24 protein-coding genes are annotated in these 24,993 nt (G+C 63.7%); 13 read left to right on the top strand and 11 right to left on the bottom strand.

Going from position 1 to position 24,993, the window contains the following annotated elements:
* The first annotated feature begins 23 nt into the window (after positions 1-23).
* Positions 24-1,004, top strand: coding sequence for a DUF1852 domain-containing protein (locus ACQ4WL_RS14885; protein ID WP_436510458.1), 981 nt, complete (start codon positions 24-26; stop codon positions 1,002-1,004).
* A 24-nt stretch (positions 1,005-1,028) separates the two neighbouring features.
* Positions 1,029-2,054 carry a methionine synthase gene (locus ACQ4WL_RS14880; protein WP_436510457.1) on the top strand — a complete coding sequence of 342 codons (1,026 nt, stop codon included), beginning with the start codon at positions 1,029-1,031 and terminating at the stop codon, positions 2,052-2,054.
* Here the strand turns inward: ACQ4WL_RS14880 and ACQ4WL_RS14875 are convergent.
* Positions 2,032-2,334 carry a hypothetical protein gene (locus ACQ4WL_RS14875; protein ID WP_436510456.1) on the bottom strand — a complete coding sequence of 101 codons (303 nt, stop codon included), beginning with the start codon at positions 2,332-2,334 and terminating at the stop codon, positions 2,032-2,034. The genes ACQ4WL_RS14880 and ACQ4WL_RS14875 overlap by 23 nt on opposite strands.
* 336 nt (positions 2,335-2,670) lie before the next feature.
* Between ACQ4WL_RS14875 and ACQ4WL_RS14870 the strand changes: the two genes are divergently transcribed.
* Positions 2,671-5,139, top strand: a complete 2,469-nt coding sequence (locus ACQ4WL_RS14870) for a DUF3772 domain-containing protein (RefSeq protein ID WP_436510455.1) — start codon at positions 2,671-2,673, stop codon at positions 5,137-5,139.
* Here the strand turns inward: ACQ4WL_RS14870 and ACQ4WL_RS14865 are convergent.
* Positions 5,136-5,624 carry a DUF2938 domain-containing protein gene (locus ACQ4WL_RS14865; protein ID WP_436510454.1) on the bottom strand — a complete coding sequence of 163 codons (489 nt, stop codon included), beginning with the start codon at positions 5,622-5,624 and terminating at the stop codon, positions 5,136-5,138. The two genes, ACQ4WL_RS14870 and ACQ4WL_RS14865, sit on opposite strands and share 4 nt — an antisense overlap.
* Positions 5,625-5,687: 63 nt before the next feature.
* Here ACQ4WL_RS14865 and ACQ4WL_RS14860 point away from each other — a divergent pair, with 63 nt between their 5' ends.
* The 4 genes from ACQ4WL_RS14860 to ACQ4WL_RS14845 all read left to right on the top strand — a co-directional run bounded on the left by ACQ4WL_RS14860 (position 5,688) and on the right by ACQ4WL_RS14845 (position 9,720).
* A complete protein-coding gene (locus ACQ4WL_RS14860) occupies positions 5,688-6,332 on the top strand; it encodes an ArsR/SmtB family transcription factor (RefSeq protein ID WP_436510453.1) in 645 nt (214 codons plus the stop codon).
* A complete protein-coding gene (locus ACQ4WL_RS14855) occupies positions 6,332-6,844 on the top strand; it encodes a ClbS/DfsB family four-helix bundle protein (protein ID WP_436510452.1) in 513 nt (170 codons plus the stop codon). Before ACQ4WL_RS14860 ends, ACQ4WL_RS14855 begins: the two co-directional genes overlap by 1 nt.
* A 108-nt stretch (positions 6,845-6,952) precedes the next feature.
* Positions 6,953-8,668: an NAD+ synthase gene (locus ACQ4WL_RS14850; protein WP_436510451.1), complete on the top strand. Its 1,716-nt coding sequence runs from the start codon at positions 6,953-6,955 to the stop codon at positions 8,666-8,668.
* Positions 8,665-9,720 (top strand): bifunctional nicotinamide-nucleotide adenylyltransferase/Nudix hydroxylase, encoded by a 1,056-nt coding sequence (locus tag ACQ4WL_RS14845; protein WP_436510450.1) that lies wholly within the window; start codon positions 8,665-8,667, stop codon positions 9,718-9,720. The genes ACQ4WL_RS14850 and ACQ4WL_RS14845 overlap by 4 nt, the downstream gene beginning before the upstream one ends.
* Before the next feature lie 34 nt (positions 9,721-9,754).
* Here ACQ4WL_RS14845 and ACQ4WL_RS14840 read toward each other — a convergent pair whose 3' ends face one another.
* Both ACQ4WL_RS14840 and ACQ4WL_RS14835 read right to left on the bottom strand, forming a co-directional pair.
* Positions 9,755-10,585, bottom strand: coding sequence for a hypothetical protein (locus ACQ4WL_RS14840; protein ID WP_436510449.1), 831 nt, complete (start codon positions 10,583-10,585; stop codon positions 9,755-9,757).
* A 114-nt stretch (positions 10,586-10,699) separates the two neighbouring features.
* Positions 10,700-11,602, bottom strand: coding sequence for a LysR family transcriptional regulator (locus ACQ4WL_RS14835; protein ID WP_436510448.1), 903 nt, complete (start codon positions 11,600-11,602; stop codon positions 10,700-10,702).
* A 127-nt stretch (positions 11,603-11,729) separates the two neighbouring features.
* On the opposite strand from ACQ4WL_RS14835, the gene ACQ4WL_RS14830 reads away from it, so the two are divergent.
* Together ACQ4WL_RS14830 and ACQ4WL_RS14825 are read left to right on the top strand one after the other, a co-directional pair.
* The gene (locus ACQ4WL_RS14830) at positions 11,730-13,151 is read left to right on the top strand and encodes an MFS transporter (RefSeq protein WP_436510447.1); all 1,422 of its coding nucleotides are present in this window, start codon (positions 11,730-11,732) and stop codon (positions 13,149-13,151) included.
* A complete protein-coding gene (locus ACQ4WL_RS14825) occupies positions 13,148-13,546 on the top strand; it encodes a DUF4440 domain-containing protein (RefSeq protein ID WP_436510446.1) in 399 nt (132 codons plus the stop codon). The genes ACQ4WL_RS14830 and ACQ4WL_RS14825 overlap by 4 nt, the downstream gene beginning before the upstream one ends.
* A gap of 1 nt (position 13,547) precedes the next feature.
* Here the strand turns inward: ACQ4WL_RS14825 and ACQ4WL_RS14820 are convergent, their stop codons facing one another.
* From ACQ4WL_RS14820 to ACQ4WL_RS14800, 5 genes are all read right to left on the bottom strand, one after another.
* Entirely contained in the window at positions 13,548-14,123 is a 576-nt protein-coding gene (locus ACQ4WL_RS14820) for a DUF1349 domain-containing protein (RefSeq protein WP_436510445.1), read from the bottom strand.
* 25 nt (positions 14,124-14,148) lie between these two features.
* Entirely contained in the window at positions 14,149-15,537 is a 1,389-nt protein-coding gene (locus ACQ4WL_RS14815; protein ID WP_436510444.1) for an efflux transporter outer membrane subunit, read from the bottom strand.
* Positions 15,534-18,632 (bottom strand): MexW/MexI family multidrug efflux RND transporter permease subunit, encoded by a 3,099-nt coding sequence (locus tag ACQ4WL_RS14810; RefSeq protein WP_436510443.1) that lies wholly within the window; start codon positions 18,630-18,632, stop codon positions 15,534-15,536. The genes ACQ4WL_RS14815 and ACQ4WL_RS14810 overlap by 4 nt, the downstream gene beginning before the upstream one ends.
* A 15-nt stretch (positions 18,633-18,647) precedes the next feature.
* Entirely contained in the window at positions 18,648-19,748 is a 1,101-nt protein-coding gene (locus ACQ4WL_RS14805; RefSeq protein ID WP_436510442.1) for an efflux RND transporter periplasmic adaptor subunit, read from the bottom strand.
* Positions 19,749-19,818: 70 nt separating this feature from the next.
* On the bottom strand, positions 19,819-20,298 hold the full coding sequence (locus tag ACQ4WL_RS14800) for a DUF2165 family protein (RefSeq protein WP_436510441.1): 480 nt from the start codon (positions 20,296-20,298) through the stop codon (positions 19,819-19,821).
* A gap of 124 nt (positions 20,299-20,422) precedes the next feature.
* Between ACQ4WL_RS14800 and ACQ4WL_RS14795 the strand changes: the two genes are divergently transcribed.
* Positions 20,423-21,082, top strand: a complete 660-nt coding sequence (locus tag ACQ4WL_RS14795; RefSeq protein WP_436510440.1) for a helix-turn-helix transcriptional regulator — start codon at positions 20,423-20,425, stop codon at positions 21,080-21,082.
* Here the strand turns inward: ACQ4WL_RS14795 and ACQ4WL_RS14790 are convergent.
* Positions 21,058-22,344 carry an MFS transporter gene (locus ACQ4WL_RS14790; protein ID WP_436510439.1) on the bottom strand — a complete coding sequence of 429 codons (1,287 nt, stop codon included), beginning with the start codon at positions 22,342-22,344 and terminating at the stop codon, positions 21,058-21,060. The two genes, ACQ4WL_RS14795 and ACQ4WL_RS14790, sit on opposite strands and share 25 nt — an antisense overlap.
* A 112-nt stretch (positions 22,345-22,456) precedes the next feature.
* Between ACQ4WL_RS14790 and ACQ4WL_RS14785 the strand changes: the two genes are divergently transcribed.
* The gene (locus ACQ4WL_RS14785) at positions 22,457-23,356 is read left to right on the top strand and encodes a LysR substrate-binding domain-containing protein (RefSeq protein WP_436510438.1); all 900 of its coding nucleotides are present in this window, start codon (positions 22,457-22,459) and stop codon (positions 23,354-23,356) included.
* On the opposite strand, the gene ACQ4WL_RS14780 is transcribed toward ACQ4WL_RS14785, so the two are convergent.
* Positions 23,353-24,105, bottom strand: coding sequence for an SDR family oxidoreductase (locus ACQ4WL_RS14780; protein WP_436510437.1), 753 nt, complete (start codon positions 24,103-24,105; stop codon positions 23,353-23,355). The two genes, ACQ4WL_RS14785 and ACQ4WL_RS14780, sit on opposite strands and share 4 nt — an antisense overlap.
* Before the next feature lie 221 nt (positions 24,106-24,326).
* On the opposite strand from ACQ4WL_RS14780, the gene ACQ4WL_RS14775 reads away from it, so the two are divergent.
* Entirely contained in the window at positions 24,327-24,524 is a 198-nt protein-coding gene (locus ACQ4WL_RS14775; protein ID WP_436510436.1) for a helix-turn-helix domain-containing protein, read from the top strand.
* 44 nt (positions 24,525-24,568) lie between these two features.
* Positions 24,569-24,973: a VOC family protein gene (locus ACQ4WL_RS14770; RefSeq protein WP_436510691.1), complete on the top strand. Its 405-nt coding sequence runs from the start codon at positions 24,569-24,571 to the stop codon at positions 24,971-24,973.
* Positions 24,974-24,993 lie beyond the last annotated feature (20 nt).

Genomic DNA, 24,993 nt, shown 5'->3' with positions numbered 1-24,993 from the left:
AGAAATCAGGACACCAGATCACCATGAGCAAAGATTTTGCATTCAGCATCAAGAGCATTGTTTTCGATGAAAACTATCACCCATCGGACAATACGCGCCTGACGACCAACTTTGCCAATCTGGCCAGGGGAGAGCGTCGCCAGGAGAACTTGCGCAACACCCTGAAAATGATAGCCAATCGATTCAACAACCTGGCCCATTGGGACAACCCGAACGCAGACCGCTACTCAGTTGAGCTTGAAATTATTTCCGTCGAGTTGAATATTGATGTCGCAGGCGGCAACATCCCATTGATCGAGATATTGCAGCCGAATATCCTCGACAAAAAAACCAAGGAACGCATAGCCGGCATTGCCGGGAATAATTTCTCTTCTTACGTGCGCGATTACGATTTCAGCGTGCTGCTGGCAGAGCACAACAATAATAAATCCACCTTTGGTGCCCCGGATAATTTCGGCGATTTTCATGGCAAGCTGTTCAAACACTTTGTCAATTCAAATGCTTACAAAGAACGCTTCAGCAAGCCGCCGGTCATCTGCATCAGCGCCTCGAGCAGCAAGACCTATCAGCGCACTGAAAATCGGCACCCCATCCTGGGCGTCGAGTATCAACAGAATGAATTTTCCCCGACGGATGACTATTTCGAAAAAATGGGGATGCAGGTGCGCTATTTCATGCCGCCAAACAGTGCGGCACCGCTGGCGTTTTATTTTATCGGCGACCTGCTGGCTGACTATACCAATCTTGAGCTGATCGGCACCATCAGCACGATGGAAACGTTCCAAAAGATCTACCGGCCCGAGATTTACAACGCCAATTCCGCGGCGGGGAAGTTTTATCAGCCTAGCTTGAAGAATCAGGATTACTCATTGACGCAAATTGTCTATGACCGGGAAGAGCGCAGCCAGCTGGCTGTCAAGCAGGGCAAATATACGGAAGAGCACTTCATCAAGCCATACAAGCATATGCTTGAACAATGGGCTGCCACCACGCTCTCTGCTTAATCAACATATACGACATTACTGATCATGAAAAAATTATTGCCTACATCCACTGCCGGCAGCTTGCCCAAACCTTCCTGGCTGGCACAGCCTGAAAAACTCTGGTCGCCCTGGAAATTGCAGGACGAGGAATTGATTGAGGGCAAACAAGATGCGTTACGTTTGTCCCTGCAGGAACAGCAGCAGGCAGGCATCGATATTGTCAGCGATGGCGAGCAGACCCGCCAGCATTTCGTCACCACGTTTATCGAGCATCTGAGCGGCGTTGATTTTGACAAGCGCGAGACCGTCAGAATTCGTGACCGCTACGATGCGAGCGTGCCGACCGTCGTGGGCGCCGTGAGCCGCACCAAGCCGGTTTTTGTGGAAGACGCCAAATTCTTACGCCAGCAAACCACGCAGCCGATCAAATGGGCCTTGCCGGGTCCCATGACGATGATCGATACGCTGTATGACAGCCACTACAAGAGCCGCGAAAAACTGGCCTGGGAATTTGCCAAGATCCTCAATCAGGAAGCCAGAGAATTGGAGGCGGCCGGGGTCGACATCATCCAGTTTGACGAACCCGCATTCAATGTTTTCTTTGATGAGGTGAATGATTGGGGGATCGCCACCCTGGAAAGGGCGATCGAGGGGCTTAAATGCGAAACCGCCGTCCATATTTGCTATGGTTACGGCATCAAAGCCAATACGGACTGGAAAAATACGCTGGGGTCCGAGTGGCGTCAATATGAAGAATCTTTTCCCAAGCTGCAGAAATCGAATATCGACATCATCTCGCTGGAATGCCACAACTCGCGTGTGCCCATCGACCTGATTGAACTCATTCGCGGCAAAAAAGTGATGGTCGGGGCCATCGACGTGGCAAGCAATACCATTGAAACGCCGGAGGAAGTCGCCAACACCCTGCGCAAAGCGCTGCGCTTTGTCGATGCCGACAGGCTCTACCCGAGCACCAACTGTGGCATGGCGCCCTTGGCTCGTCGCGTCGCCAGAGGCAAGCTGCATGCGCTCAGTGCCGGCGCGGACATCATCCGGGGAGAAATCTCCTAGGCGGCGGGTGAAATGATGTCTGCACCTGAGCCAAGCGCCCCAGGATAGTCCGCAAGCGCTCCGCCATCCGTGCCCGCAAAGCCCCGTTCAGCAGCGGCGCCACCTGCGCAAAAGCTTCCGCGATGCGCGTCAGCAAGGCATCCATATAGTCTTCCGCCTGCTGGCGCGTGGCGAAGCCGAAACGGGTGTGATCGCGCAGCATGGCGTCGCGCGTGATGTGGCGGTGGTCGGCGCTCACATGCATGACCAGCGCTTGCGGGTCGTCTTCCGTATCCGGCACCACATCGAAGGCGGGCGAGAGGCGCCAGCGTTGTTCGTTCAGGTCGAACAGGACGGCGTGGTTGCGCGGATATGTTTGTTATTGCGTCATGATAGATGCACATAAAATTGAATTTAATCATTCTAAATTCAATTTTATGTTCGTCTATATTCCCTAATTCCTTGCCGCACGAAAATTTCCGCCATCTATCGCTGGAGTGCGCTAGGCTGTCGCTGTTTGCCGTACAGTTAAGCAACTCCCGTAACACCCATCGCCCCGCCGCTGCTCTTTGCCGTAGCGCCTGCTGGCGCGATGCTGTCTCGCTTTTACCCGTATTGACCTGGCCGATAGGACCGCATGATTTCATTCCGTACCCCCCATTTCTTTTCCGCGCGCCAGCCCTGGCGCGGCTGGCTGCTGCCGCTGTTATTGACCCTGCTGCTGGCTTGTTCTTTATCAACACCTGCCGCCTGGTCCCAGCCCGTCGATGATGCCGCCACGGCCGACCAGCGCCTCGATGGCTTGCGCAAGCAGATCACCACCATCCAGAAGGCGCTCGATGGCGATGCCGAACTCGATGACGCGGCCCTGTCGCAGATGCGCGCCGATGCGCTGGCGGCCAGCGCCGAGGCGGACAAGGTGGCCGAGGCGCTCGCGCCCACGCTTTCCAGCGTGCAGGCGCGGCTGGCCGAGCTGGGCCAGCCCGCGGCGGGCACGAAAGATGCTCCCGACGTGGCGGCGCAGCGCAGCCAGCTGGATCGTACCAGCAGCGCGCTCGATGCGCAGGTGAAGCTGGCGCGCTTGCTGGCGGTGGAAGCGACGCAGGCGTCCGAGCAGGTGTCGACGGTGCGCCGCGCGCAGTTGCAGGCGCGCCTGGGCGAGCGCACGGCGTCCATCCTGGCCGGTTCCTTCTGGAAACAGCTGCATGCCGAATTGCCGCAGAATCTGCAACGCCTGCGGGCGCTGGAGCTGGAGTTGGCCAACGCCGCGCGCGCCACGCCGTGGTCGGCCTGGGGCGGCTTGCTGGCCGGTATCGTGGCCGTGATCGGCGCCAGCGTCTGGGTTTCGCGCTATCTGCTGGTGATCACGGCCACGCGCGTGCCGCATGGCCGCTTGCGCCGCTCCTTGCATGCGCTGGCCGTGCTGGTGCTGGCGGCTGCCACGCCGGGCCTGGTGGCCGAATTGCTGGCCATGGGCTTGCGCTGGGAGGGCGGCCTGTCCGAAAAAACCTCGACTTTCCTCAGCAGCTTGATCGGCATCATCTGTTTTGCCGGTTTTACGGCGGGCCTGGGCCACGCGCTGCTGTCGCCCTGGCGCGTGTCGTGGCGTTTGCTGCCCCTGCCCGATGCGCTGGCGCACCGCTTGCGCCATTTTCCATCGACGTTTGCCTTCATCGTGGTGCTGGTGTGGGCTACGGAACGCGTCACCATCGTCATCAATGCGGGCCTGTCGACGGCCGTGGCCGTCAATTGCATCGTCGCCCTGGTGATGAGCACGACCATCGCCTATGGCTTGATGCGTGCCGAGCGCAGCTGGCGCCAGTTGCGCGAGGCCGATCCCGCCAACCTGGTCACGCCGTTGTGGCTGCGCTGCGTCACGGTGCTGCTGTGGCTGGCGCTGGCGTCGAGCGTCATCAGCTTGCTGGTCGGTTATGTGGCCTTCGGCAGCTTTATTGCCAAGCAAATCGCCTGGGTCATCGTGGTGGTGGGCAGCACCTATCTGCTGACGGTGCTGGTCGATGATATCTGCATGCTGCTGGCTTCCACCCCGCCGCCGCCGGACGCCGTCAATCCCGTGCTGGCCACGCCCAAGGCGCGCGACCAGGCGGCCGTGCTGCTGTCGGGCATTGGCCGCGCCATCGTCGTGCTGCTGGCCCTGATGCTGCTGCTGGCGCCGTTCGGCGAAGGCCCGGGCGAGCTGTTCCAGCGGGTCGGCAAGCTGCAGGATGGCCTGGCCATCGGCGAGGTGGCGATCCGCCCTGCCGCGCTGATCCAGGCCCTGCTGGTGCTGGTGGTGGGCTTTGTGGCGCTGGGCTTGTTCAAGCGCTGGCTGCAAAACAGTTATTTGCCGACCACCAATCTCGATTCCGGCATGCAAGTGTCGTTCATCACCCTGTTTGGCTATATCGGCGGCGTGCTGGCCGTGGCGCTGGCCCTGTCGGCGGCCGGCATCGGCCTGGAACGCATCGCGTGGGTGGCGTCGGCCTTGTCGGTGGGTATCGGTTTTGGCTTGCAGGCGGTAGTGCAGAACTTTGTGTCTGGCCTGATCCTGCTGGCCGAGCGCCCCGTCAAAGTGGGCGACTGGGTCTCGCTGGGCGGCGTGGAAGGCGACATTCGCCGCATCAATGTGCGCGCCACGGAAATTCAACTGGGCGACCGTTCCACGGTGATCGTGCCGAACTCGGAATTCATCACCAAGACGGTGCGCAACGTCACGCACGCCAATCCCCTGGGCCTGGTGCAGGTCAAGTTGCCGTTGCCGCTGGGCACGGATGCACAAGCGGCGCGCGCGCTGATCCTGTCCGCCTTTGTCGACAATCCTGACGTGCTCGACACGCCGGCGCCCAGCGTGCAGCTCGACGGCATCGACAATGGCTTGTTGCTGTTCAACGCCACCGGCTATGCCTCGTCGCCGCGCCTGACGTCAGGTATCCGCAGCGCCCTGCTGTTCGAGCTGCTCAAGCGCCTGGATGAGGCGCATATTGCGATTGCCAAGCCCAGCACGATGGTGCTGAGCAGCGTTGCGGCGCAGCCGGAGACGCCGGCCATCTCTGCAGCCGTACCCGCACCGACTGCGGCGCCGGCACCCGTGCCGCCAATGACTTAACGCACGGTCGACCACAGCAGGGCCGCCAGGTACAGGCCGATGCCGAACGCCGTGTGGGCCATCAGGCTGCGCAGGCGGGCGGCGGTCGGATGCGGCGTCTTGCTGGCGGCGACGCCGGCGCCCATACCCGGCTGCAAGATGCAAAATGGCGCGGCCACGCTCACGAGGCCCGCCAGCAGCGCCGGCGCGAACGTCGGCTGTTGCACCCACTCCTGTCCCGCCAGCGCCAGCAGCACGGCCGCAAACAGCACGCCGATCACATAATGGGCGGTCCAGCCCAGAACCGCTTCATCGCGTACGGGCGCCGCCTGGGCGATGTTGGCATGCGTCAAGGTACCGCGCGGCAGATGGCCGAGCCAGCGTCCCACCATCGTCAAGTTCAGCGAGGGAATGCACCAGAAGCGCTTTAACGCTACCGCCCACACATCCATCACCGCCGTCGCGCCCACGCCGATCGCCAAGGCATCAAGCCAGAGTATTTGCATCGCTGTCACCTTATAACATTCAATTGTTTGATTGAATGTTATAAGGGTGCTAGCATCGTGTCAATGAAAAATGCCGAAATAGAATTTCTCACCGGTTCCGCCGGGTTTGCCCATATTTTGGGCAGCGCGCCGCGTCTGCGCCTGCTCGAGCATATCGCGCAGGGCGAGTATGCGGTAGAGCAGCTGGTGGAGTTGACGGGCCTGTCCGTGGCGAATACCTCCCAGCATTTGCAGCAGTTGCGGCGCGCCGGCTTCGTGCAGGCGCGGCGCGACGGCAAGCGCATGCTGTACCGGCTCGGTAGCGGCCCTGTCATGCAGTTGCTCGATGCGCTGGCGCTGTACGCGCAGCATCAGCGCAGCGAGTTGCAGGCGCTGAGCCGGGGTGACCACGGGGAAGCGATCACGGGAGAGGAGTTGCTCTCACGCATGCAGGAAGCCAGCATCACTGTGCTCGACGTGCGGCCCGCGCAGGAGTTTGCTGCCGGTCACTTGCCCGGTGCGATCAATATTCCCTTTGAAGACTTGCAGCGCCGCCTGGCCGAGCTGCCCGCCAACCAGGAATTCGCCGCGTATTGCCGCGGCCCGTATTGCGTGCTGTCCGTGCAGGCCGTGGCGGCCTTGCGCCAGCACGGCTTGCATGCGCGCCGTCTCGGCAGCGGCTACGATGACTGGCAGGCGGCCGGCTTGCCTGTCGTGAAGGCGGCGTGATGGCGATCCCCAACAGCAAGCAGGAACTGGTCGAGGCGATTAGCACCACCTACGCCAAGCTGGCGCAGGAGCTGGCGCGCGTGCCACCGGCCTTGGCGCGCGATCCCGTGCTGGAAGGACAAGTGAAGGGCACGCGCATGAGCGTGTGCGATCTGCTCGCGTATCTGGTGGGGTGGAACGAGCTGGTCTTGCACTGGCACGCGCAGCTGCGCGACGGCAAACGCATCGAGGACATCGCCTTTCCCGCCGAAGGTTTCACGTGGAACGCTCTGGGTCCACTGGCGCAGCGCTTCTATGCCGACTATGCTGAGCTGGGCATGGACGACTTGCTGCAGCGTCTGGAGCAGGCGAAAGACCAGCTGCTGGCGCTGATCGAAAGCCATGATGACGCGCAACTGTATGGCCAGCCTTGGTACACGCATTACACGATGGGGCGCATGATCCAGTTCAATACCTCGTCGCCGTATGCGAATGCGCGCACGCGCTTGCGGGCCTGGTTGAAGACGCTGTAACACAAGGTTCCGCAGGCTTGCACGATTGCATCAGTACCTTCAGAAAATTTTTCAGGCAGGATAGTGGTCTCAAGTGCCACCATTATGCGTAAGTAATAAAGGATTGCCATGCTGACCATCGCCCTCGCCCAGATGAATCCCACCGTGGGCGACTTCGACGCCAATGTCGCCGCCATCGTCGCGCGCATGGGCCGCGCCAGCAGCGATGGCGCCGACTTGCTGGTGTGCCCCGAACTGTCGCTGTGCGCGTATTACCCGGGCGACCTGTTCGAGGATGCCGCTTTTCTGCGCGACATGCAGCAGGCGCTCGATACCCTGCTGCAAGCGTCCACCCGCTGGCCGGAACTCGTCACCGTCATCGGCACGGCGCGGCCGAACTCCGGCGTCGGCAAGCCTTTGTATAACGCCTTGCTGGCGATGCGCGACGGGCGCATCGTGGCCGAATACTACAAGCAGCTGCTGCCCACCTATGGCATCTTCGACGAGGGCCGCCATTTCGAAGCAGGCCCGCCTGGCGCCTGCACCCTCGATATCGCAGGCTCTAAAGTCGGCTTCATGATTTGCGAGGATGGCTGGAACGACGACGGCCGCGCCTACGCCGTCAACCCCTTCGAGGCCCTGCACGCGGCGCGGCCCGACCTGGTCGTCAGCATCAACGCCAGCCCGTCCGACATCGGCAAGCGCGCGCAGCGCCACGCCGTGTTTGGCGCCGCCTGCGCACGCGTCAACTTGCCCCTGCTGTTCGTCAACCAGGTGGGCGGCCAGGATCAACTCGTGTTCGACGGCGCCTCGTTCGCCATCTCGCCCAGCCTGGGCGTGCAGTTCGAGGCGGCCCGCTTCGTCGAGGATTTTCAATTGCTGCGTTTTGCCGATGGCCGTTTCGCGCAGCCCGATGGCCAGCCTTTTCCCGTGCCCGACCCGGAAGGCATCGCTGCCGTGGAATTTGCGCGGCGCCAGATCGTGCTGGGTTTGCGCGACTATGCGCGCCGCTGCCGCTTTCAAAAAGTGGTGGTCGGCTGCTCGGGCGGCATCGATTCGGCGCTGACCCTGGCCTTGGCCGTCGAAGCGCTGGGCGCGGACAACGTGGCGGCCATCACCATGCCGTCCGTCTTTTCCAGTGCCGGCTCCGTCACCGATTCCGTCGCCCTGTGCGCCAATCTTGGCATCGCGCTGACCACGCATCCGATACGCGACATCGTGGCGCAGTACGAGGCTGGCTACGTGGCAGCCTTCGACGGCAAGCTGCAGGGGTTGCCGCTGGAAAACCTGCAGGCCAGAGTGCGTGGCACCATATTGATGGAATACTCGAATGCCTTCGGCGCCCTGCTGCTCACCACCGGCAACAAGAGTGAAATCTCGGTCGGCTACTGCACCCTGTACGGCGACACGAACGGGGGACTGGGCTTGATCGGCGACCTGTATAAAACCGAAGTGTTCGCCCTGTCGCGCCACCTCAACGCCAGCGCCGGGCGCGCACTGATTCCTGTCGCCGTGCTGGACAAACCCCCGTCGGCGGAACTGGCGCCGGGCCAGCGCGACACGGACAGCCTGCCGCCATATCCCGTGCTTGATGAAATTTTAAAGTGGCATATCGAGGGACGTCGCTTGCCGGCGCAGGAAAGCGCGCAAGCGCTGACCCTGGTCGACCAGCTGCGCGAGACGGACGCGGGGCGGGCGCTGGTGACGCGCATCCTCGGCCTGGTCGCCCGCAACGAATACAAGCGGCGCCAGGCGGCGCCCATCATCCGCGTACGTTCGCGCGCCTTTGGCAGCGGGCGCCAATTGCCGATCGCCGCCCACTACCCCACCGGAGACGACGCATGACCCTTGCCTATTCCGCCGACGTGGCCATCCTGATCGGTCGCTTCCAGCCTTTTCACAATGGCCATGCCGGCTTGCTGCAAACGGCGCTGGCCACCGCCGCCCAGGTGGTGGTGGTGCTCGGTTCCGCCTTCCATGCGCGCAGCCCGAAGAACCCGTTTACGTGGCAGGAGCGGGCCGCCATGATCGCCGCCACCCTGCCCGAGGCGCAGCGCGCGCGCGTGCATTACGTGGCCGTGCGCGATTACTACGACGATGGCCTGTGGGCCGACGCCGTGCGGCGCGCCGTGGCGGGCGCCGTGCCTGCGGCGCAGCGCGTGACCCTGGTCGCTTGCTTCAAGGACGCCACCAGTTATTATCTGCACCACTTCCCGCACTGGCAGCTGCTCAATCTGGAGATCGATCCCGGTGCGCCCATCGGCGCGACGGCGATTCGCAACGTGCTGTTCGAAGCGGAAGACGTGGATGTGTCGCTGAGCGCCGTGGCGCAGCTGCTGCCGGCGGCCATCGGCCAGTATCTGAAGGCGTGGACTCTATTGCCGTGGTACGCGCCGCTGGTGCAGGAATACCGTGCCATCGAGGCCTACAAGGCGCGCTGGCGCACGGCGCCGTATGCGCCCATATTCACCACCGTGGATGCACTGGTGCAGACGGGCGGCCACGTCTTGCTCGTGCGCCGTGGCGGCTATCCGGGCAAGGGCCTCTGGGCCTTGCCCGGCGGCTTCCTGGAACCGCGCGAACGCCTGCTGCAGGGTGCCCTGCGCGAACTGGCAGAAGAAACCCAGCTGGGCGTGCTGGCGCCCACCCTCGTCGAGGCGCTGGTCGGCGTGGCCGTGTTCGACCACCCGGACCGCAGCCAGCGTGGGCGCACTATCACGCATGCGCATTATTTCGACTTGAAGACGCGCCAGCTGCCGGCCGTGACGGCAGCCGACGATGCTGCGCTGGCTGAGTGGGTACCCGTGGCATCGCTGCCGGCCATGGAAGAGCAATTCTTCGAAGACCACTTTCATATCCTGAACCACTTCCTGCAGCTCACGCACGAAGGGCGCTGAAGGACTGGGGGAAGCCCGCAGCGCCCGGTGGCGCTCAGGACGTCACGCGTTCCCAGCCATGCCTGACGGCCGCCTTGAAGTCGTCCCACGCCGACTGCGGATATGTGTGTTCCCAGTTGCTGCGCAGTTCAAGCTCGACCTCTTCCCAGCTTTGCCCCCGGTAGCTGTTGCTGCCCGCCATTGAATGGCCATAGCGGTAGGCGGGATCGTAGTCGTCGAAGCGCCCGCCGCTGGACGCATACTGGCTGCTCCAGTGGTTGCGGTAATACTGCTCGTCGTCGTAGCTGGTGCCGGGCAGGTTGTCGGCGCTCGGATAGCGGCGCACGTTGGCGCCCGCATTGGACGGCGGCGATGCCATGCCGCCCGCAAATTGCTGCGACGCTGCTGCCGCCGCGTTCAGGTTGCCGCTGGGCGTGCCCTCCTGCGATGGCGCGCTTGACTGCATGCTGGCGCCCTGGCGCATCGCGCTGTCGTTTGGCGGCATGCCTTGCCAGCCGCCCGCGCGCCAGTGGTCGGCGTGCGCATCGATGTCAAGCGGCGCGTAGCGCTCGACGATGTCGGTGGCGCGCTGGATATCGGCGTCGCTGGCCCCTTCCAGTGTCAGCACGACATGCCCGCGCCGCACGGCTTCCGCATAGATGTGGCGGTCGGCGTGGCCGCCGAACAGGTCCGAAAAGAAATGCTTGATGTTGTCGAGCAGGCTGTCGCTATCGTCGCGGCGGATGTTTTCCGTGGCGGAAAATTCGTCACTGCCCGCATCGTGCAGGCGAATGCTGGCGCCGGGAAGGCCAGCCGTGATCAGGTCGTGCCGGGCGCGCTCGGCCATGTCGCGCAGGGCGAAAACTGCTGCCAGTGTATGTGCCATGATGATCTCCAATCGGTGAACAACGTCCTTCCAGTGTAGGCCGTGAAAACCGAAAGGGGCGCCCGTTTGCCCACTGGAAACGATTGTCCTCTCAAATATTGACGAAGTGAAACCTCAGGCGGGCGTGCCCACGAAAGCGCGCAAAAAGTCGATAAAGGCGCGCACCTTTTCCGCAATATGCTGGGTGTTCGGATACACGGCATACACGCCCTGCTGCGGGAAGATGACGTCGGGCAGCAGGCGGCGCAGGCGTCCCGCGCGCACTTCCCCTTCTACTTGCCACTGCGGCAGCAGGGCCACGCCGCAGCCGCCCAGGGCAAAGCCCAGCAGGGCCGAGGCGGAGTCGGAATGGATGGCGGCGTCGTCCTGCACGGTGAAGGCGGCGGGGCCTGTGGGTGTCTGCACCTCCCAGCGCAGGGGCGTGCTGAGCCGGCTGTGCGCCAGCCAGCGCGCGCGCTGCAAGTCGGGCAAGCTGGCGATGTCCCTGCCTGGCAGGCTGGCCAGATAGGCGGGCGAGGCGACGGGCCAGATCGCATACGGCTCGATCAGCGCGGCGCGGTAGCTTGAATCGTTGAGTGAACCCATGCGGATGGCCAGGTCATAGCCGCCCGAAATCAGGTCTTCATGCGAGGACGACGACGAATGCTGGATTTGCAGCTGCGGATGGGCGGCGGCAAAGGCGATCAGCGCGGGGATCACCGTGCGGCTGCCGTATTCGACCGTGGTGGTCAGGCGCAGCGTGCCGCGCAAGCCCTGGTGGCCCTGGCGCGCCGTCTCGATGGCGCCGTGCGCTTCGCTGAGCACGCGCTGGCAATCTTCGTAAAAACGCCGCCCCACGTCGGTCAGCGCCAGGCTGCGCGTGCTGCGCGTGAGCAGCGACACGCCCAGCTGCGCCTCCAGCTGTTTCAAATTAAAACTGACGACGGCCTTGCTCTGGCCCAGCACGGCGGCGGCAGCCGTCAGTGAACCGGCGTCGACGATGGCGATGAAAATACACAGGCGGTCGAGACTGATCATGATGAATCGTGAGTAAACATGCGGTTTTCAGGGGTTTGTCAAAATAGCTTTGACAGTGTAATCGGGGCTGGCCCGTTACACAAATGGCGATGGGCGCTTAAGCTGGCCGTTTGCCATTCGGAGCACCATGGACTATCGCAAAAAGGTCGCGGCCATCTATCTGCTGGGGTTTTTCGTCGACCTGATCAACATGTTCATCACCAGCGTCGCCTACCCCGACATCGGCCATGCCTTGCACGCCTCGGTGGCGCAGCTGGCCTGGATCAGCACCGGCTATATCCTCGGCCTGACCATCGTCATCCCGGCCAGCGCCTGGCTGGCTGCCTATTATGGCAGCAAAACCGTGCTCATTGCATCGTTGCTAACTTTTTTATGCGCCAGCATCGGCGCCGGCCTGGCGCCATCGATCGAGGCGCTGATCGCCTGGCGCTGCGTGCAGGGTCTGGGCGGCGGCTTGCTCATTCCGCTGGGCCAAAGCATGACCTACCAGTTATACCAGCCTGCCGAGCGCCCTGGCCTGTCCTCCGTCATCATGCTGGTGGGCTTGCTGGCACCGGCCCTGTCGCCCGCGCTGGGTGGCGTCATCGTCGACAGCCTGTCGTGGCGCTGGATCTTTTATTTGAACGTGCCGTTTGCCGCGCTGGCGCTGCTGCTGGCCGCCTGCTGGCTGCGTCCCGATCCGCCGCGCGCGCAAGTGCCCCGGCTCGACACGGGCGGCCTTGTGGCGGGCAGCACAGCCATCCTTTTGCTGTTGCTGGGCTTGACCATGCTGGGCACGCCGGGCGAGCTGGCCGCCGGCGCTGGTGTGCTGGCGCTGGGCGCCGTCTGCGCCTGGGGTTATGTGCGCGGCGCGCTGCGCAAAGCCACGCCGCTGCTCAACCTGCGCCTGGCCGCCGAACCGCTGCTGCGTGTCTCCATGCTGATGTATCTGCTGGTGCCGGGTGTCTTCATGGGCGTGAGCCTGCTGGCCACGCTGTTCCTGCAGGGCGTGCTGGGCATGCCGGCGTCGACGGCGGGCGCGCTGATGCTGCCGTGGGCGCTGGCCTCATTTGGCGCCATTTCGCTGACCGGTAAAAGCTATCGCCGCGTGGGGCCACGACCGCTGTTCATCTTTGGTGCCCTGCTGCAGGCGGCGGGCATGCTGATGCTGCTGCGGGTGGACTCCGCGGGCCAGTTGTTCTGGCTGGGCGGCGCATATGCGGTGATGGGTTTTGGCGGCGGCTTGTGCAGCAGCACGGCGCAAAGCACGGCGTTTTTGCGCACGCCGGATGGGCAACTGAGCCAGGCCAGCGCCGTATGGAATATCAACCGCCAGCTGGGCTTTTGCCTGGGTGTCGCGCTGCTCAGCGTACTGCTGAATGGCTTGCTGGCGGCGCACGGCATTGCGTCGCTCGACGACCCCGCCCAGCACCTGCGCGCAGCGCAGGTTTTTCACTGGTGTTTTGCGCTGGCCGCCGCCTCGTGCGTGCTGCCTTTGGTGCTGTGTGCGCGCATCGATAACCGCGCCGTTCTCGACCTTTTACATCACCATGGAGTAGCGAAAAAATGAACGCAACGAACCCCTGTTTTGACGACGTTTTATCCACGCACGCGCTGATCCGCGACTGGCTTTCTGGCGAGGCCACGACGCCAGCACATTGCATCGAATTGCTGGCGCGTTTTTCACCCGCTTTCACGATGGTGTCACCCGGCGGCAAGCAGCTCGATCACGCCGGCTTGACAACGTTTTTCCGCGCCGCCGGCGGCAGCCGTCCGGGTTTGCAGATGCGACTTTCCGACCTCGTCTTAATCCAGGACAGCGCGCCCGGCGCCACCGTGTCCTACCGCGAATGCCAGTCGCTGCCGGGCGGCGACAGCACCGAGCGCCTGTCGACCGTCGTGTATGACAAAACACCCACTGGCGCCTTGCTGTGGCGCCATCTGCACGAAACGTGGGTGGTTTAATTTAACTCAAATCATGCAAGTCTTTTTGCTGCGCCGGGCCGATGGAAAACCGGGAAAACACCACTTCCAGGCCACCCCGTTCCGGCGTGCAGCACATGGGGCCTACGCGGTAGCTGCGGGCCTCGGGAAACGGCGCCAGGCGCAGCAGCGGCCAGCGCTGGCCATCGGTGGAATACTGCACGCGGATCACGCCTTTTTCTACTGTCACGCGTAGCCAGAAACCGTCCGGCATGGCGGGAGCGATGCTGACGGCCCAATCCGATTTGTCCACCGTCAGCACGGTGCTCAACAGTAGCTGGCCGTCGGAAAATTCGACGCCGCATTTGATCCAGTTTTGTTCGTCGATGCGCACCATTAATCCGGCCTGGTCGTACAGCGCAGAATACTGCGCCGCCACGTGCAGCTGCGCCGTAAAATCGCCGTCGATTTCTGTGCCGAAAAAGTGGCCGCTGTCGCGGATAAAACCATACGCGGTCTTGCGCCAGAAATCCGTATTCGCATCCGTCGTCACGCGCAATTGCGCGCCGTCGGCGGACCAGTTTTCCGGTGGATTCAGCCAGCTGCCTTGCGTGAACATCGCTTCTCCTCGTGAGCAAAAAATGCTACATAGTTTGCCCCCATCCCAGCGCCTTGTACAGGGCAATCGCATCGATGTAGGATGCCGTTTCCGCCAGCAGCGCTTCGCGGCGGATATCGTACAGCGCGCGCTGGTTTTCCAGCACGGCCTGATAGCTGCCGGCGCCGCCCGCATAGCGCGTGCTGGCGATGCCGAGGGCCGCATTGCCGTGGCGCGCCGACTGCAGCAGCGAAGCCAATCGCGTCTGGTTTTCCGCCAGTTGCGTGACGGCGTTTTCCACGTCTTCCTGCGCCAATAACATCGTTTGTTCATAGTGCGCCAGGGCGCCTTGCGCTTCGGCTTGCGTACCGCGCAAGCGTGCCCGCACGCTGCCCAGGCGGAAGGCCGGATAGCTGACGGTTGGTGCCACCTCGAAGGCGCGCGTGCCGCCGTCGAACACGCCGCTGCCGCGCAGCGCAAAGAATCCCAGGAAACCACCGAGGCTCAGGCGCGGATACAGGTCCGCCGTGGCGGCCCCAACGTCTTCGCTGGAGGCAGCCAGCAGGCGTTCGGCGCGCACCACGTCGGGGCGCTGCTTGATCAGGCGGTTCACGTCACCGAGCGGCAGCTGGCCCGCCAGCGGCGCCTGTTGCTGCGGCGTCGTCGCCAGCGCGATGGCGCCCGGCGCTTGTCCGCTAAAGACATCGAGCCGGTACTGCGCCTGGCGCAAGCCTGCCTGCAAGGGAGGAATGGCCGCCTCGCTGCGCGCCAGATTGGCCAGCGCGTTGTGGCGCTCTTCCGGCAAGCCGCTGCCGGCGCGAATGCGCGTATCGATGAGGGCCACGGTATCGCGCCAGCTTTGCACCTGCGCCTGCGTCAGCGCCAGGTTGTGCTGATAGCCCAGCGCCTCGTAGTAATTGCGCGCCACCTCGGCGGCGATCATTAGCTGCGCTTGTCGCAAGTCCGCCTGCGCCGCGTCGGCGCGCGCCTGCGCCGAGCGGCTGATATGGGCGAGGCGGCCGAACAGGTCGATCTCCCATTGCGCATCGAACCCCACGCGCGTGCTGGCGCTGGCGGCGCGGCTATCGGCCGTGTTTTGCTGCACCTGGCGCTGCCAGCCCGCCTGGCTGGTGATGGCAGGCAGTTCATCGAGGCGGCGCTCCTCGAAGATGGCGCGCGCGGCCAGCAGGTTAGCCTGCGCCTGCGCGATATCGAGGTTGTGTTCGAGTGCGCTGGCGATCAGCTGCGACAGGCGCGCATCGTCGAAAAACGTCCACCAGGCGGCCTCGCTGACGGCGCTCGTACCGGGCGCGAATTGCGCTTGCTGCGGGCTGGCCAGGGTGATGGCGGGCGTGCCTGGCGTGACGTAGGCGGGACCGACGGCGCAGCCGGCCAGCAGGGGGAAAAGGGAGACAAGATAGCGGTAATTTTTCATAGGGATTCCTTCAGCGCCTGCGACAAATCTCGCGCGCGCGGCGTGGCATGGTCGGCCGTGTGGCGGCGGGCCAAAAAGGTGTACACGGTGGGCAGCACGAACAGGGTGAAAAAGGTGCCGATCAACATGCCCGAGACGATCACCACGCCCAAGCCGAAGCGGCTGTTGGCGCCCGCGCCGGAAGCGAACAGCAGCGGCACCAGGCCCACCACCATGGCAGCCGTCGTCATCAGGATGGGGCGCAAGCGGATCTGCGCCGCCTTGCGGATGGCGCTAAGGCGGTCGAGCCGTTCATGCACCTGCAATTCATTGGCAAATTCCACCATCAGGATGCCGTGCTTGCTGATCAAGCCGATCAGGGTCACCAGGCCGATCTGCGTGTAGATGTTCACGGTGGCGTAGCCGAGCGCCAGCGGAATCAGGGCGCCGCAGATCGACAGCGGCACCGTGATCAGGATGATCAAAGGGTCCGTCAGGCTTTCATACTGGGCCGCCAGCACCAGGTAGATGACGACGACGGCCGCCAGGAAAGCCAGCAGCAGGGCATTGCCTTCCGTGGCGAACTGGCGCGCATCCGATTGCCAGTCGTAGCTGAAGCCCGGTGGCAGGGTTTTTGCCACGCCGTCCAGAAACGCCACGGCGTCGCCCAGGGTCACGCCCGGCGCTGGCACACCCTGGAAGGTGGCCGCATTTTGCTGGTTGAACTGCGTCAGCATGTTCGGCTCGATCTGTTCGCTCACCGACACGACGGCGGACAGGGGCAGCAAGCTGCCATCGTCGGCGCGCACGTACTGCTGCGTCAGGGCTTGCGCCGTCAATCGCTGCTCGCGCGGGCTTTGCGCGATGACGTCATACGCGCGGCCATCCATGCCGAAGCGGTTCAGGTAATTCTCGCCCACCAGCACGGCCAGCGATTCACCGATGTCCTGCATGCGGATGCCCAGGCTGTTCGCCTTGGAACGGTCGACGCGCACTTTTACCACGGGGTTGTTGTAATCGAGGTCGCTGTCGACGACGGCGAACAGGCCGCTATCGCGTGCGCGCTGCTTGACGTCTTCCATGGTGCGGAACAGCGTGGCGTAATCCTGCGCGCTGCGCAATACCAGTTGCACGGGCAAGCCGCCGCTCGAACCCGGCAGGGGCGCCAGCTGGAAGGCGAAGATGCTGGTGCCTTCCACGTCGCCCACGGCATGCTGCAATTCGGCCTGGATGACGGCCGCATTGCGTGAGCGCTCGGCCCACGGCGTGAGGTTGATGCCGCCGATGCTCGACGCGGGGCCTTCGCCGCCATTGATGATCCAGCGCGACGCCGTTTCGGGGATATTCTTGTAGATGGCATCGAGCTTGTACGAGAAGCGTTCCACGTAATCGAGGTTGGCGTGTTGCGGCGCCTTGATCGCCGTCAGCACGCTGGCCTGGTCTTCCGCCGGCGCCAGTTCGCGCTGCGGCAGCAGGTACAAAAACGGCAAGCTCACCATCACCAGTGCGGCGAAACCGGCACTCATCCAGCGGTGGTGCAGCGAGCGGTCCAGCAGGCGCGCATAGCGCGAAGTCAAGCCTTCGAAGAAATGCTCGGCGGCGCGCGCCATGCGCCCTTCCGATTGTTTGGGCTGCAGCAGCAATGAGCTCATCACGGGCGACAAGGTCAGCGCCACCACGCCCGACACCACCACGGCGCCGGCCAGGGTCAGCGCGAATTCCTTGAACAGCGCGCCGGTGAGACCCCCCATCATGCCAATCGGCGCATACACGGCCGCCAGCGTGATGGTCATGGCGATCACGGGGCCGGCCACTTCGCGCGCGCCCACCAGCGCGGCCGCCACGGGCGTCTTGCCTTCCTCGATATGCCGGTGCACGTTTTCCACCACCACGATGGCGTCGTCGACCACCAGGCCCACGGCCAGCACCATCGCCAGCAAGGTCAATAAATTGATGCTGAAGCCGAAGGCCAGCATCAGCGCCGCCGCGCCCAGCATCGACAACGGGATCATCACGACGGGAATCAGTACGGAGCGCAAGGAACCCATGCACAGGTAGATGACGATGACGACAATGAGCAGCGCTTCGAGCAGGGTGTGCGCCACCTCGTCGATGGACGACTGGATGAAGCGCGCCGTCTCGAATGCCAGCTCGACTTTTACGCCGGGCGGCAGGGTTTTCTGGATTTCGGGCAGCAGCTTCTTGATGCCGTCGACGATTACCAGCGGGTTGCCGCCCGGCGTGGGCGACAGGCCCAGATACACTGCCGGCACGCCATCCATGATGCCGCTCGTCTCCGTGGCGGCCGCGCCCAGTTCCACCGTGCCCACGTCCTTCAGGCGCACGAGGGCGGCGCTATCCTTTGCATCGCCGCCCTTGGCGATCACCATGTCGCGAAATTGCGCCACGCTGGTCAGGTCCGTGTTGATGCTGATGTTCGAGACGACGAATTGTCCCTTCACCTTGCCGGGCGCCGCCTGGTAGTTATTGCGCCGCACGCTATCGGCCACGTCGGCCGCCGTCAAGCCGCGGGCCGCCAGTTTGGCCGGGTCGATCCACAAACGCATGGCCAGCTGCTGGCCGCCATATACGTCGACTTTCGCCACGCCATCGATGGTGGCGAACATCGGCTGCACGACGCGCGCCAGATAGTCCGTCAGCGCGGGCGCCGAGACGCTCTCGCTGGCAAAACCCACATAGGCGACGGCCGAGGAATCGCCGGCCGCGCGCTCGATGACGGGGTCAAAGGCGCCTTCCGGCAATTTATAGCGCACCTGGTTGACCTTGGCCATGACTTCCGTCAGCGCCTGCGTGGAATCGCGGTTCAATTCCATGCGCACGGTGACCGTGCTGCTACCCTGCACGGACGACGAGGTCAGGTAGTCGATGCCTTCCACCGACGACACGGCTTGGGCGATAGGCTGCGTGACAAAGCCCTGCATCAGTTCCGCCGAGGCGCCCGGATACGTGGTGGTCACCGTGATGGTGGACGATTCGAGCATCGGATATTGGCGGATCGGCAGCTGCTTGATGGCGATCACGCCCAGCATCAGAATCAATGTGCTGATCACCAGCGCCAGCACGGGGCGGCGTACGAACAGATCGGTAAATTTCATGGCGGCGGCACTCCCTTAAGAACCGGCCTTGGGCGCGGCGCGTTTCGCCTCGTCCAGGGTATTGGCCACGGCTTGCACGGCCATGCCGTCGGCCAGTTTCAGCTGACCCGAAGCGACCACGCGCTGGCCTTCGCGCAAGCCGTCAAGAATGGCCACCCTGCCCCCCGCCCGCTCGCCCAGCTTGACACTCACGCGCTTGACGGTGAGCGGCTGCTTGCCTTCCTGCTGCGCGACAAACACCGTGTCGCCATACGCGCTGTAGGTCACCGCCGTTTCCGGCACCGTCAGTTGCTGCCCAGCGTCACGCGCCACGCGCACATTCGCGTACATGCCCGGCTTCAAGGCACTGCGGGGATTGGCGAGCGTCGCTTGCACCTGCACCATGCGTGAGCGGGCGATCAGCGGGTCGATGGCGTTGATTTTTGCCGTGAAGACGTCGCCGGGATAGGCGTCGACCAGCACTTGCACGGCCTGGCCCGGCGCCAGCTTTGCGCCGCTCTGTTCATCGAGGGCGAAGTTCACCATCAGCGACTTCGTGTCGATCAAACTGGCCACGGTGTCGGCCGCATTCAGGTACTGGCCCGCGTGCACCTTGCGGATGCCAAGCTGCCCGGCGAACGGCGCGCGGATGGTCTTTTGCGCGATCAGCGCCTCCGTCTGGCGCACGTCGCCCAGGGCCGCGTCGCGCGCGGCCAATGCGCTATCCAATTGCTCCTGCGTGGCGGCCTTTTCCTTGACCATCTGCGCGGTGCGGGCATGGCTGCTTTCCGCGTTTTTCAGCTGCGCGCGCTGGCGCAGCAGGGCCGCCTGTTCTGGCGCGTCATTGAGCTGCACGAGGATGGCGCCGGCCGCCACGCTCTGTCCCGACTCGAAGCGGATCTGTGTAATGCGCCCGCCCGTTTCGGCCGCCACCTGCACCTGGCGCGCCGCTTCCAGTTCGCCCACGCCGGCAAAAAAACGCTCCTGCGTGCCCAGCACGACGGGAACCAGCGCCACCTTGGTGGCGGGGTAGGCGGCGGCATCGGCCGCATGCGAGTCTGCGCGGGGGTACAGCGCGGCACCCGCGACGGCCAGGCTGAGGGCCAGCGCGGAGGCGCCGACGAGTTTCGTATTCATGATGAAGTCCTTTACAGCAGTACAAAAGGGAAGAAGAGGCGCAGCGGAGGCTGATCAGGTTCGCTGCGCGTTAGAAGTGAAAGTTAAAGAGAAAAAATAGGCCGATGGTCCACAGCAGCAGCACCAGATGCGTCGTCTGCAAGCCTTCCTGCGCGATCCAGTAGCCGAACCACAGGCCACCCAGGTGCATCAGCAGCAAAAAGGCGGCCATGGCGCACAAGGCCAGGTTCAGCCAAGGCAGCGCATCGGCCAGCGACGCGCCAAAGAACAGCGCCACGCCCGTCCAGGCGGCGATGGCAGCCAGCAGTTGCAGCGCCAGCACCACGCCCAGCGATAGCCGGTGCAGGGTCAATGAGGTGAGAGCGCGGCGCAGCAGCGGCGTTTGTATGGTCGGGTCCTGGCGCAGCGGGTCCATGCGCATGGTGTTGCCGATGGCCCAGACGGAGCCGCGGAAGGCGTGCAGGTTGTTGATGGCGGCCAGGGTGAGCCAGATGGCCAGGCCGGTAGCGAGGATGGCGTGAAACAGCCAGATGGAGTGCTGCAGCTGCATGGGAAATCCAGTCCAAAAGGTGTCTTGCCGGCATGCGGACGTGGAAACTCCTCGACAGCGGGGAGCTACCGGCCTATTATGCAAGCAATTAGTTGGTTAACTGGACCCATGATAGTTGAGTGAAATGAATTACACAAGTAAACGTTTGGATAATAGCGAAGCGCCGCAAACGACGGAGCGCATCCTGTATTTCATCAAGACCAAGGGACCCGTCTCCACGGCGACCCTGGCCAAGACCCTGGACATGACGGGCGAGGCGGCGCGCCAGCAAGTGCAAAAGCTGGTGGCGGCGGGCTTGATCGAGGGGCGCCAGGAAGCGCAGGCGGGCGCGGGACGGCCGCGCCAGAACTGGGTCTTGACGGAAGCGGGCAATGCGCGCTTTCCCGACACGCATGCGCAGTTGACGATCAAGCTGATCGGCTCCGTGCGCCAGCTGTTCGGCGAGGCAGGGCTGGACAAGCTGATTACCCAGCGCGAAGAGGAAAGCCGCAGCGCCTATGCGCTGGCGTGCTCGGCGCCGGACTTGCCCACGCGTTTGCAGCAACTGGCGGCCGTGCGCGATGAAGAGGGCTATATGGCGCGCGTGGAAGCGGACGGCAAGGACTGGCTGTTGATCGAAGACCATTGCCCCATCTGCGCCGCCGCGCGCACTTGCCAGGGCTTTTGCCGCTCCGAATTGCAGCTGTTCCAGGAAGTGGTGGGGCCAAGCGCCAGCATCGTGCGCGAACAGCATGTGCTGGCGAACGCCATGCGGTGTATTTATCGCATTTCGCCGTTTCCCTGAGCCTTGGGAAACAGGGGCCACGTGCCTAGCGCCACCAGCCCCGCCAGCCACCACACGACGGGCCAGCTGCTGGCCGCCAGCAGGTGCGGGATGGCGATCGGCGTGAGGAACAGCCCCACGTAGACGGCCGTATTCGCCATGCCCAGGGCCGTGCCCGCATTGGCGCCGCCCGCTTCCGTGGCCAGCTCCGTGTAGGCCACGCCATGCCATGCGGACACGGCGATGCCGGCAGCCACCACGGCGGCCATCAGCAGCCAGCCCGGTGCGTCCAGCCAGGCGATGCATCCCAGCAAGACGAATGAGGCCAGCGCCACCAGGGCCGAGCCGCGCAGGTAGGCGGGCCGGTTGGCGTGGCGGTCCGTGTGGCGTCCGCTCCAGATGCGCATCACCATGGCGCCTGCCTGCAGGGCTACCATTACGGCCGTGATGGCGGCCAGGCCCAGGTGGCCATGGTCGTGCAGGAACACGGTGGCGTAGCTGAGCACGGCAAACTGGGGCACGCATAGCAAGCCGATGGCGGCCACCATGCGCCAGACTTTACGATTGCGTAACGGTTGCGGGGGCATCACCTCAGACACGCCCGTGGACGCGTTTTGCGGCCCCTTGGCGGCCTCGGCAGAGAAATCGGGCTCATGCATCCATCGCCACGTAAAAAACGCCGACAGGCCGCATACGAGGGCCAGGGCGCCGAAGACGGGCATGAAGCCATGGCGCGATGCCAGGCTGGGCAGGATAAGGGCGCCGAGGCCGCCGCCGAGCGGCACGGCCGTCTGGCGGATGCTCATGGCGAACCCCCGTTCACCCGTGCCGAACCAGCGCATCACGGCGCGGCCGCTGGCGCCATTCACGCTGCCGCCCAGCACGCCCACCAGCGCCAGTCCGGCCGCCAGCGCCCATAACGGCGGCACTGCCCTGCCCTGGGGCGTGATCCACAGCAGCAGGGCCAGCAAGGCCAGCATGGTGCCCAGCAAGCCTGTCAGCAGTACGGGACGGTCGCCCCAGCGGTCGGTGGCCATGCCCCATGGCAATTCTGTGAGGGCCACGCCCAAGCCCATCGCGCCCAGCGCCACCCCTAGTTCTGTATTGCTCAGGTGATAGCCGCTGCGCAGCCAGATGGCCGTGGTGGGCATGCCGTTGGCGGCGGCGGAAAAGCTGGCATTGGCCGCCACGCCGACGGCCAGTACTTTCCAGCGGTGGGCGTCGCCCAGCGCGGGCGTGGTGGCGGGGACGGGAACAGAAACGGCTTGGCAACTGGTGGTCATGGCATGGACAGAAAAGTGATTGACCCTGACAGTGTTGCGCGCTACGATCATTCTGAATATCAGATAATTTTCTCTACACCATCCCATAAAACCGGACGATTGCATTTGCGCCATGAGCCTGCTTAATTTCGATATCGCCTTCTTGCGCAGCTATGTGGCTGGCATCGAGCTGGGCAGCTTTGCCCGCGCGGCCGACAAGGTGGGCCGTTCCACCTCGGCCGTCAGCGCGCAGCTGAAAAAACTCGAGGAGCAGGCGGGCATGCCGCTGTTCCGCAAGGATGGCCGGGGCCTGGCGCTGACGCCGGCCGGCGAAGTCTTGCTCGGCTACGCGCGCCGCCTGCTGGAACTCAATGACGAGGCGGCCGTCGCCTTGCGCGGCGCGGAACTGGAAGGCTGGATCAGGCTGGGCTTGCAGGAGGATTTTGGCGAAGCCTTGCTGCCCGACGTGCTGGGGCGCTTTGCCCGCGCGCACCCGAAAGTGCGCATCGAGGCGCATGTGGCGCGCAACACGGCCTTGATGCATGGCCTGGCCATGGGCCAGTTGGACCTGGCCCTGCTGTGGGGCGGCGCCTGCATCGCCGACGTGGCCGAGTATCCGCCGCAGCAGCGCCAGCATATTGCGGAACCGGCCATGCGCTGGATCGCTTCGTCCAGCCTGGCCTGGCGCCCCGAATCGGGCGAACCGTTACCACTCATTACGTTCGACCGCGATTGCCTGTTCCAGCGCTGCGCCACGCAGGCGCTCGATAGGGCTGGCATCGCCTGGCGCACGGCGTTTACCAGTCCCAGCCTGGCAGGGCTATGGGCAGCGGCCGCCGCCGGGCTGGGCGTGACGGTACGCACCAGCCTGGCCTTGCCCTCTTCCGTGTGCGCGCTCGATCACGTGGCGGCGGGCTTGCCCGCCCTGCCCCCGCTGTCGCTGGAACTGCTGCGCGCCTCCAGCGTGTCCAGGCCGCCCGTCGAGCGCCTGGCCGGCCTGATCATCGAGTCGCTGCAGAAAGATACGGCTTAAAACTCCTGCACCGTGGGACGCAGCACGATTTCATTGATGCCCACATCGTCCGGCTGCCCGATCGCATACGCCACGGCGCGTGCCACGGCGTCGGCGCGGATGGCTTGCTTGTAAAACTCTTTCAAGCCGGCCGCGCTTTCCGCGTGGCTGCTGCCGCCCGTCAGTTCCGTGTCGATGGCGCCCGGCAAGATGGTGGTGGTGCGGATGGTGCCGCCGCTGGCCGCCAGCTCATGGCGCAAGCCTTCCGAGATGGCGCTGACGGCAAACTTGGTGCCGCTGTAGACGGTGCCGCCCGGACTGAAGACTTTTTGTCCTGCCACCGACGAGATGTTGATGAAGTGGCCGCTGTTTTGCGCCTGAAAATAGGGCAGGACGGCGGCGATGCCATTCAACACGCCCTTGATGTTGATATCGATCATGTTGTTCCACTCGTCGACCTTCAAGGCGCTCATCGGCGCGATGGCCATCAGCCCCGCGTTGTTGATCAGCACGTCGACCTTGCCAAACACGGCCAGGGCCGTGTCGATCAGATTCTTGACGTCGGCAGGCACCGTGACGTCGGTATCGGCAATGGCGGCCTGGCCGCCGGCGGCCGTGATTTCCTCGGCGATGGTATTGAGCAAATCCATGCGCCGCGCACCAAGCACGACACAGGCGCCCAGTGCGGCCAGGTGGCGCGCGGTGGCTTCACCCAGGCCGCTGCTGGCACCGGTGATGACGACGACTTTCCCTGCAATATATTGACTCATGATGGATTCCCTGTAGAGGCAGCGGCTGCTGCGGATGACATTGATCAATGCTGGCGAGCCACGTCAGGCAGCGGCCACGCTGCAAGCACAGCTTAGCGCATTTGTGCTGATATCCACTATAAAAATGATAATTATTAAATGATAATTATTAGGTGTGCGCAATCGGCATTGCCAAGCTCAAACGCGCAAGTGGGCCTGAGCCTCTTTGAACTCAAGCAGGGATGGCGCTCCCGCAGCGCACCGTGCCGGCGCTGCGCATGCAGCGGGCAAAGTTGCTGCTGGGAAATGGTTGCCAGGTGGCGCAAGCGGGCTGGCAAACGCGCTACCGCCACCCGGCCAATTTCAGTGCCGCATTCAGCCGCCATTTCGGCTACGCGCCCAGACCGTGGCGCGCGCGAAGAGCTGAAAAGCCGGTGTAGAATCGGCGGGCAGGATGTACTCATTCGACCTACAAGGAGACATGATGGCCCGCAAAATCTTTGTCAATCTGCCCGTGCAGTCGCTCGAACGTTCCGTGACGTTCTTCACGGCGCTGGGCTTCAGTTTCAATGCCCATTTCACGGATGAAACGGCGACGTGCATGATCGTTGCCGACGATATTTTCGTGATGTTATTGACGCACGACAAATTCAAGCAGTTCACGCCCAAGCAGTTGTGCGATACCAAGGTGGCGACGGAAGTGCTGGTGTGTTTGTCGGCCGAGAGCCGGGGCGAAGTCGATGACCTGGTGGCGAAGGCCGTCCAGGCGGGCGGCAGCATTTACAAGGAGCCGATGGATTTCGGCTTCATGTATGGCCACAGTTTCCAGGATCTGGATGGGCATCAATGGGAGCTGATGTTCATGGAGCCGAGCGCCGTACCTGCTTGATCAGGCAGCGGCGCTCGTTG

The organism is Janthinobacterium kochi, from assembly GCF_051380715.1.
GTDB lineage: Bacteria > Pseudomonadota > Gammaproteobacteria > Burkholderiales > Burkholderiaceae_D > Janthinobacterium.
Note: the sequence above shows the minus strand (reverse complement) of the source record. Positions and strands in the feature narration are given on the sequence as shown.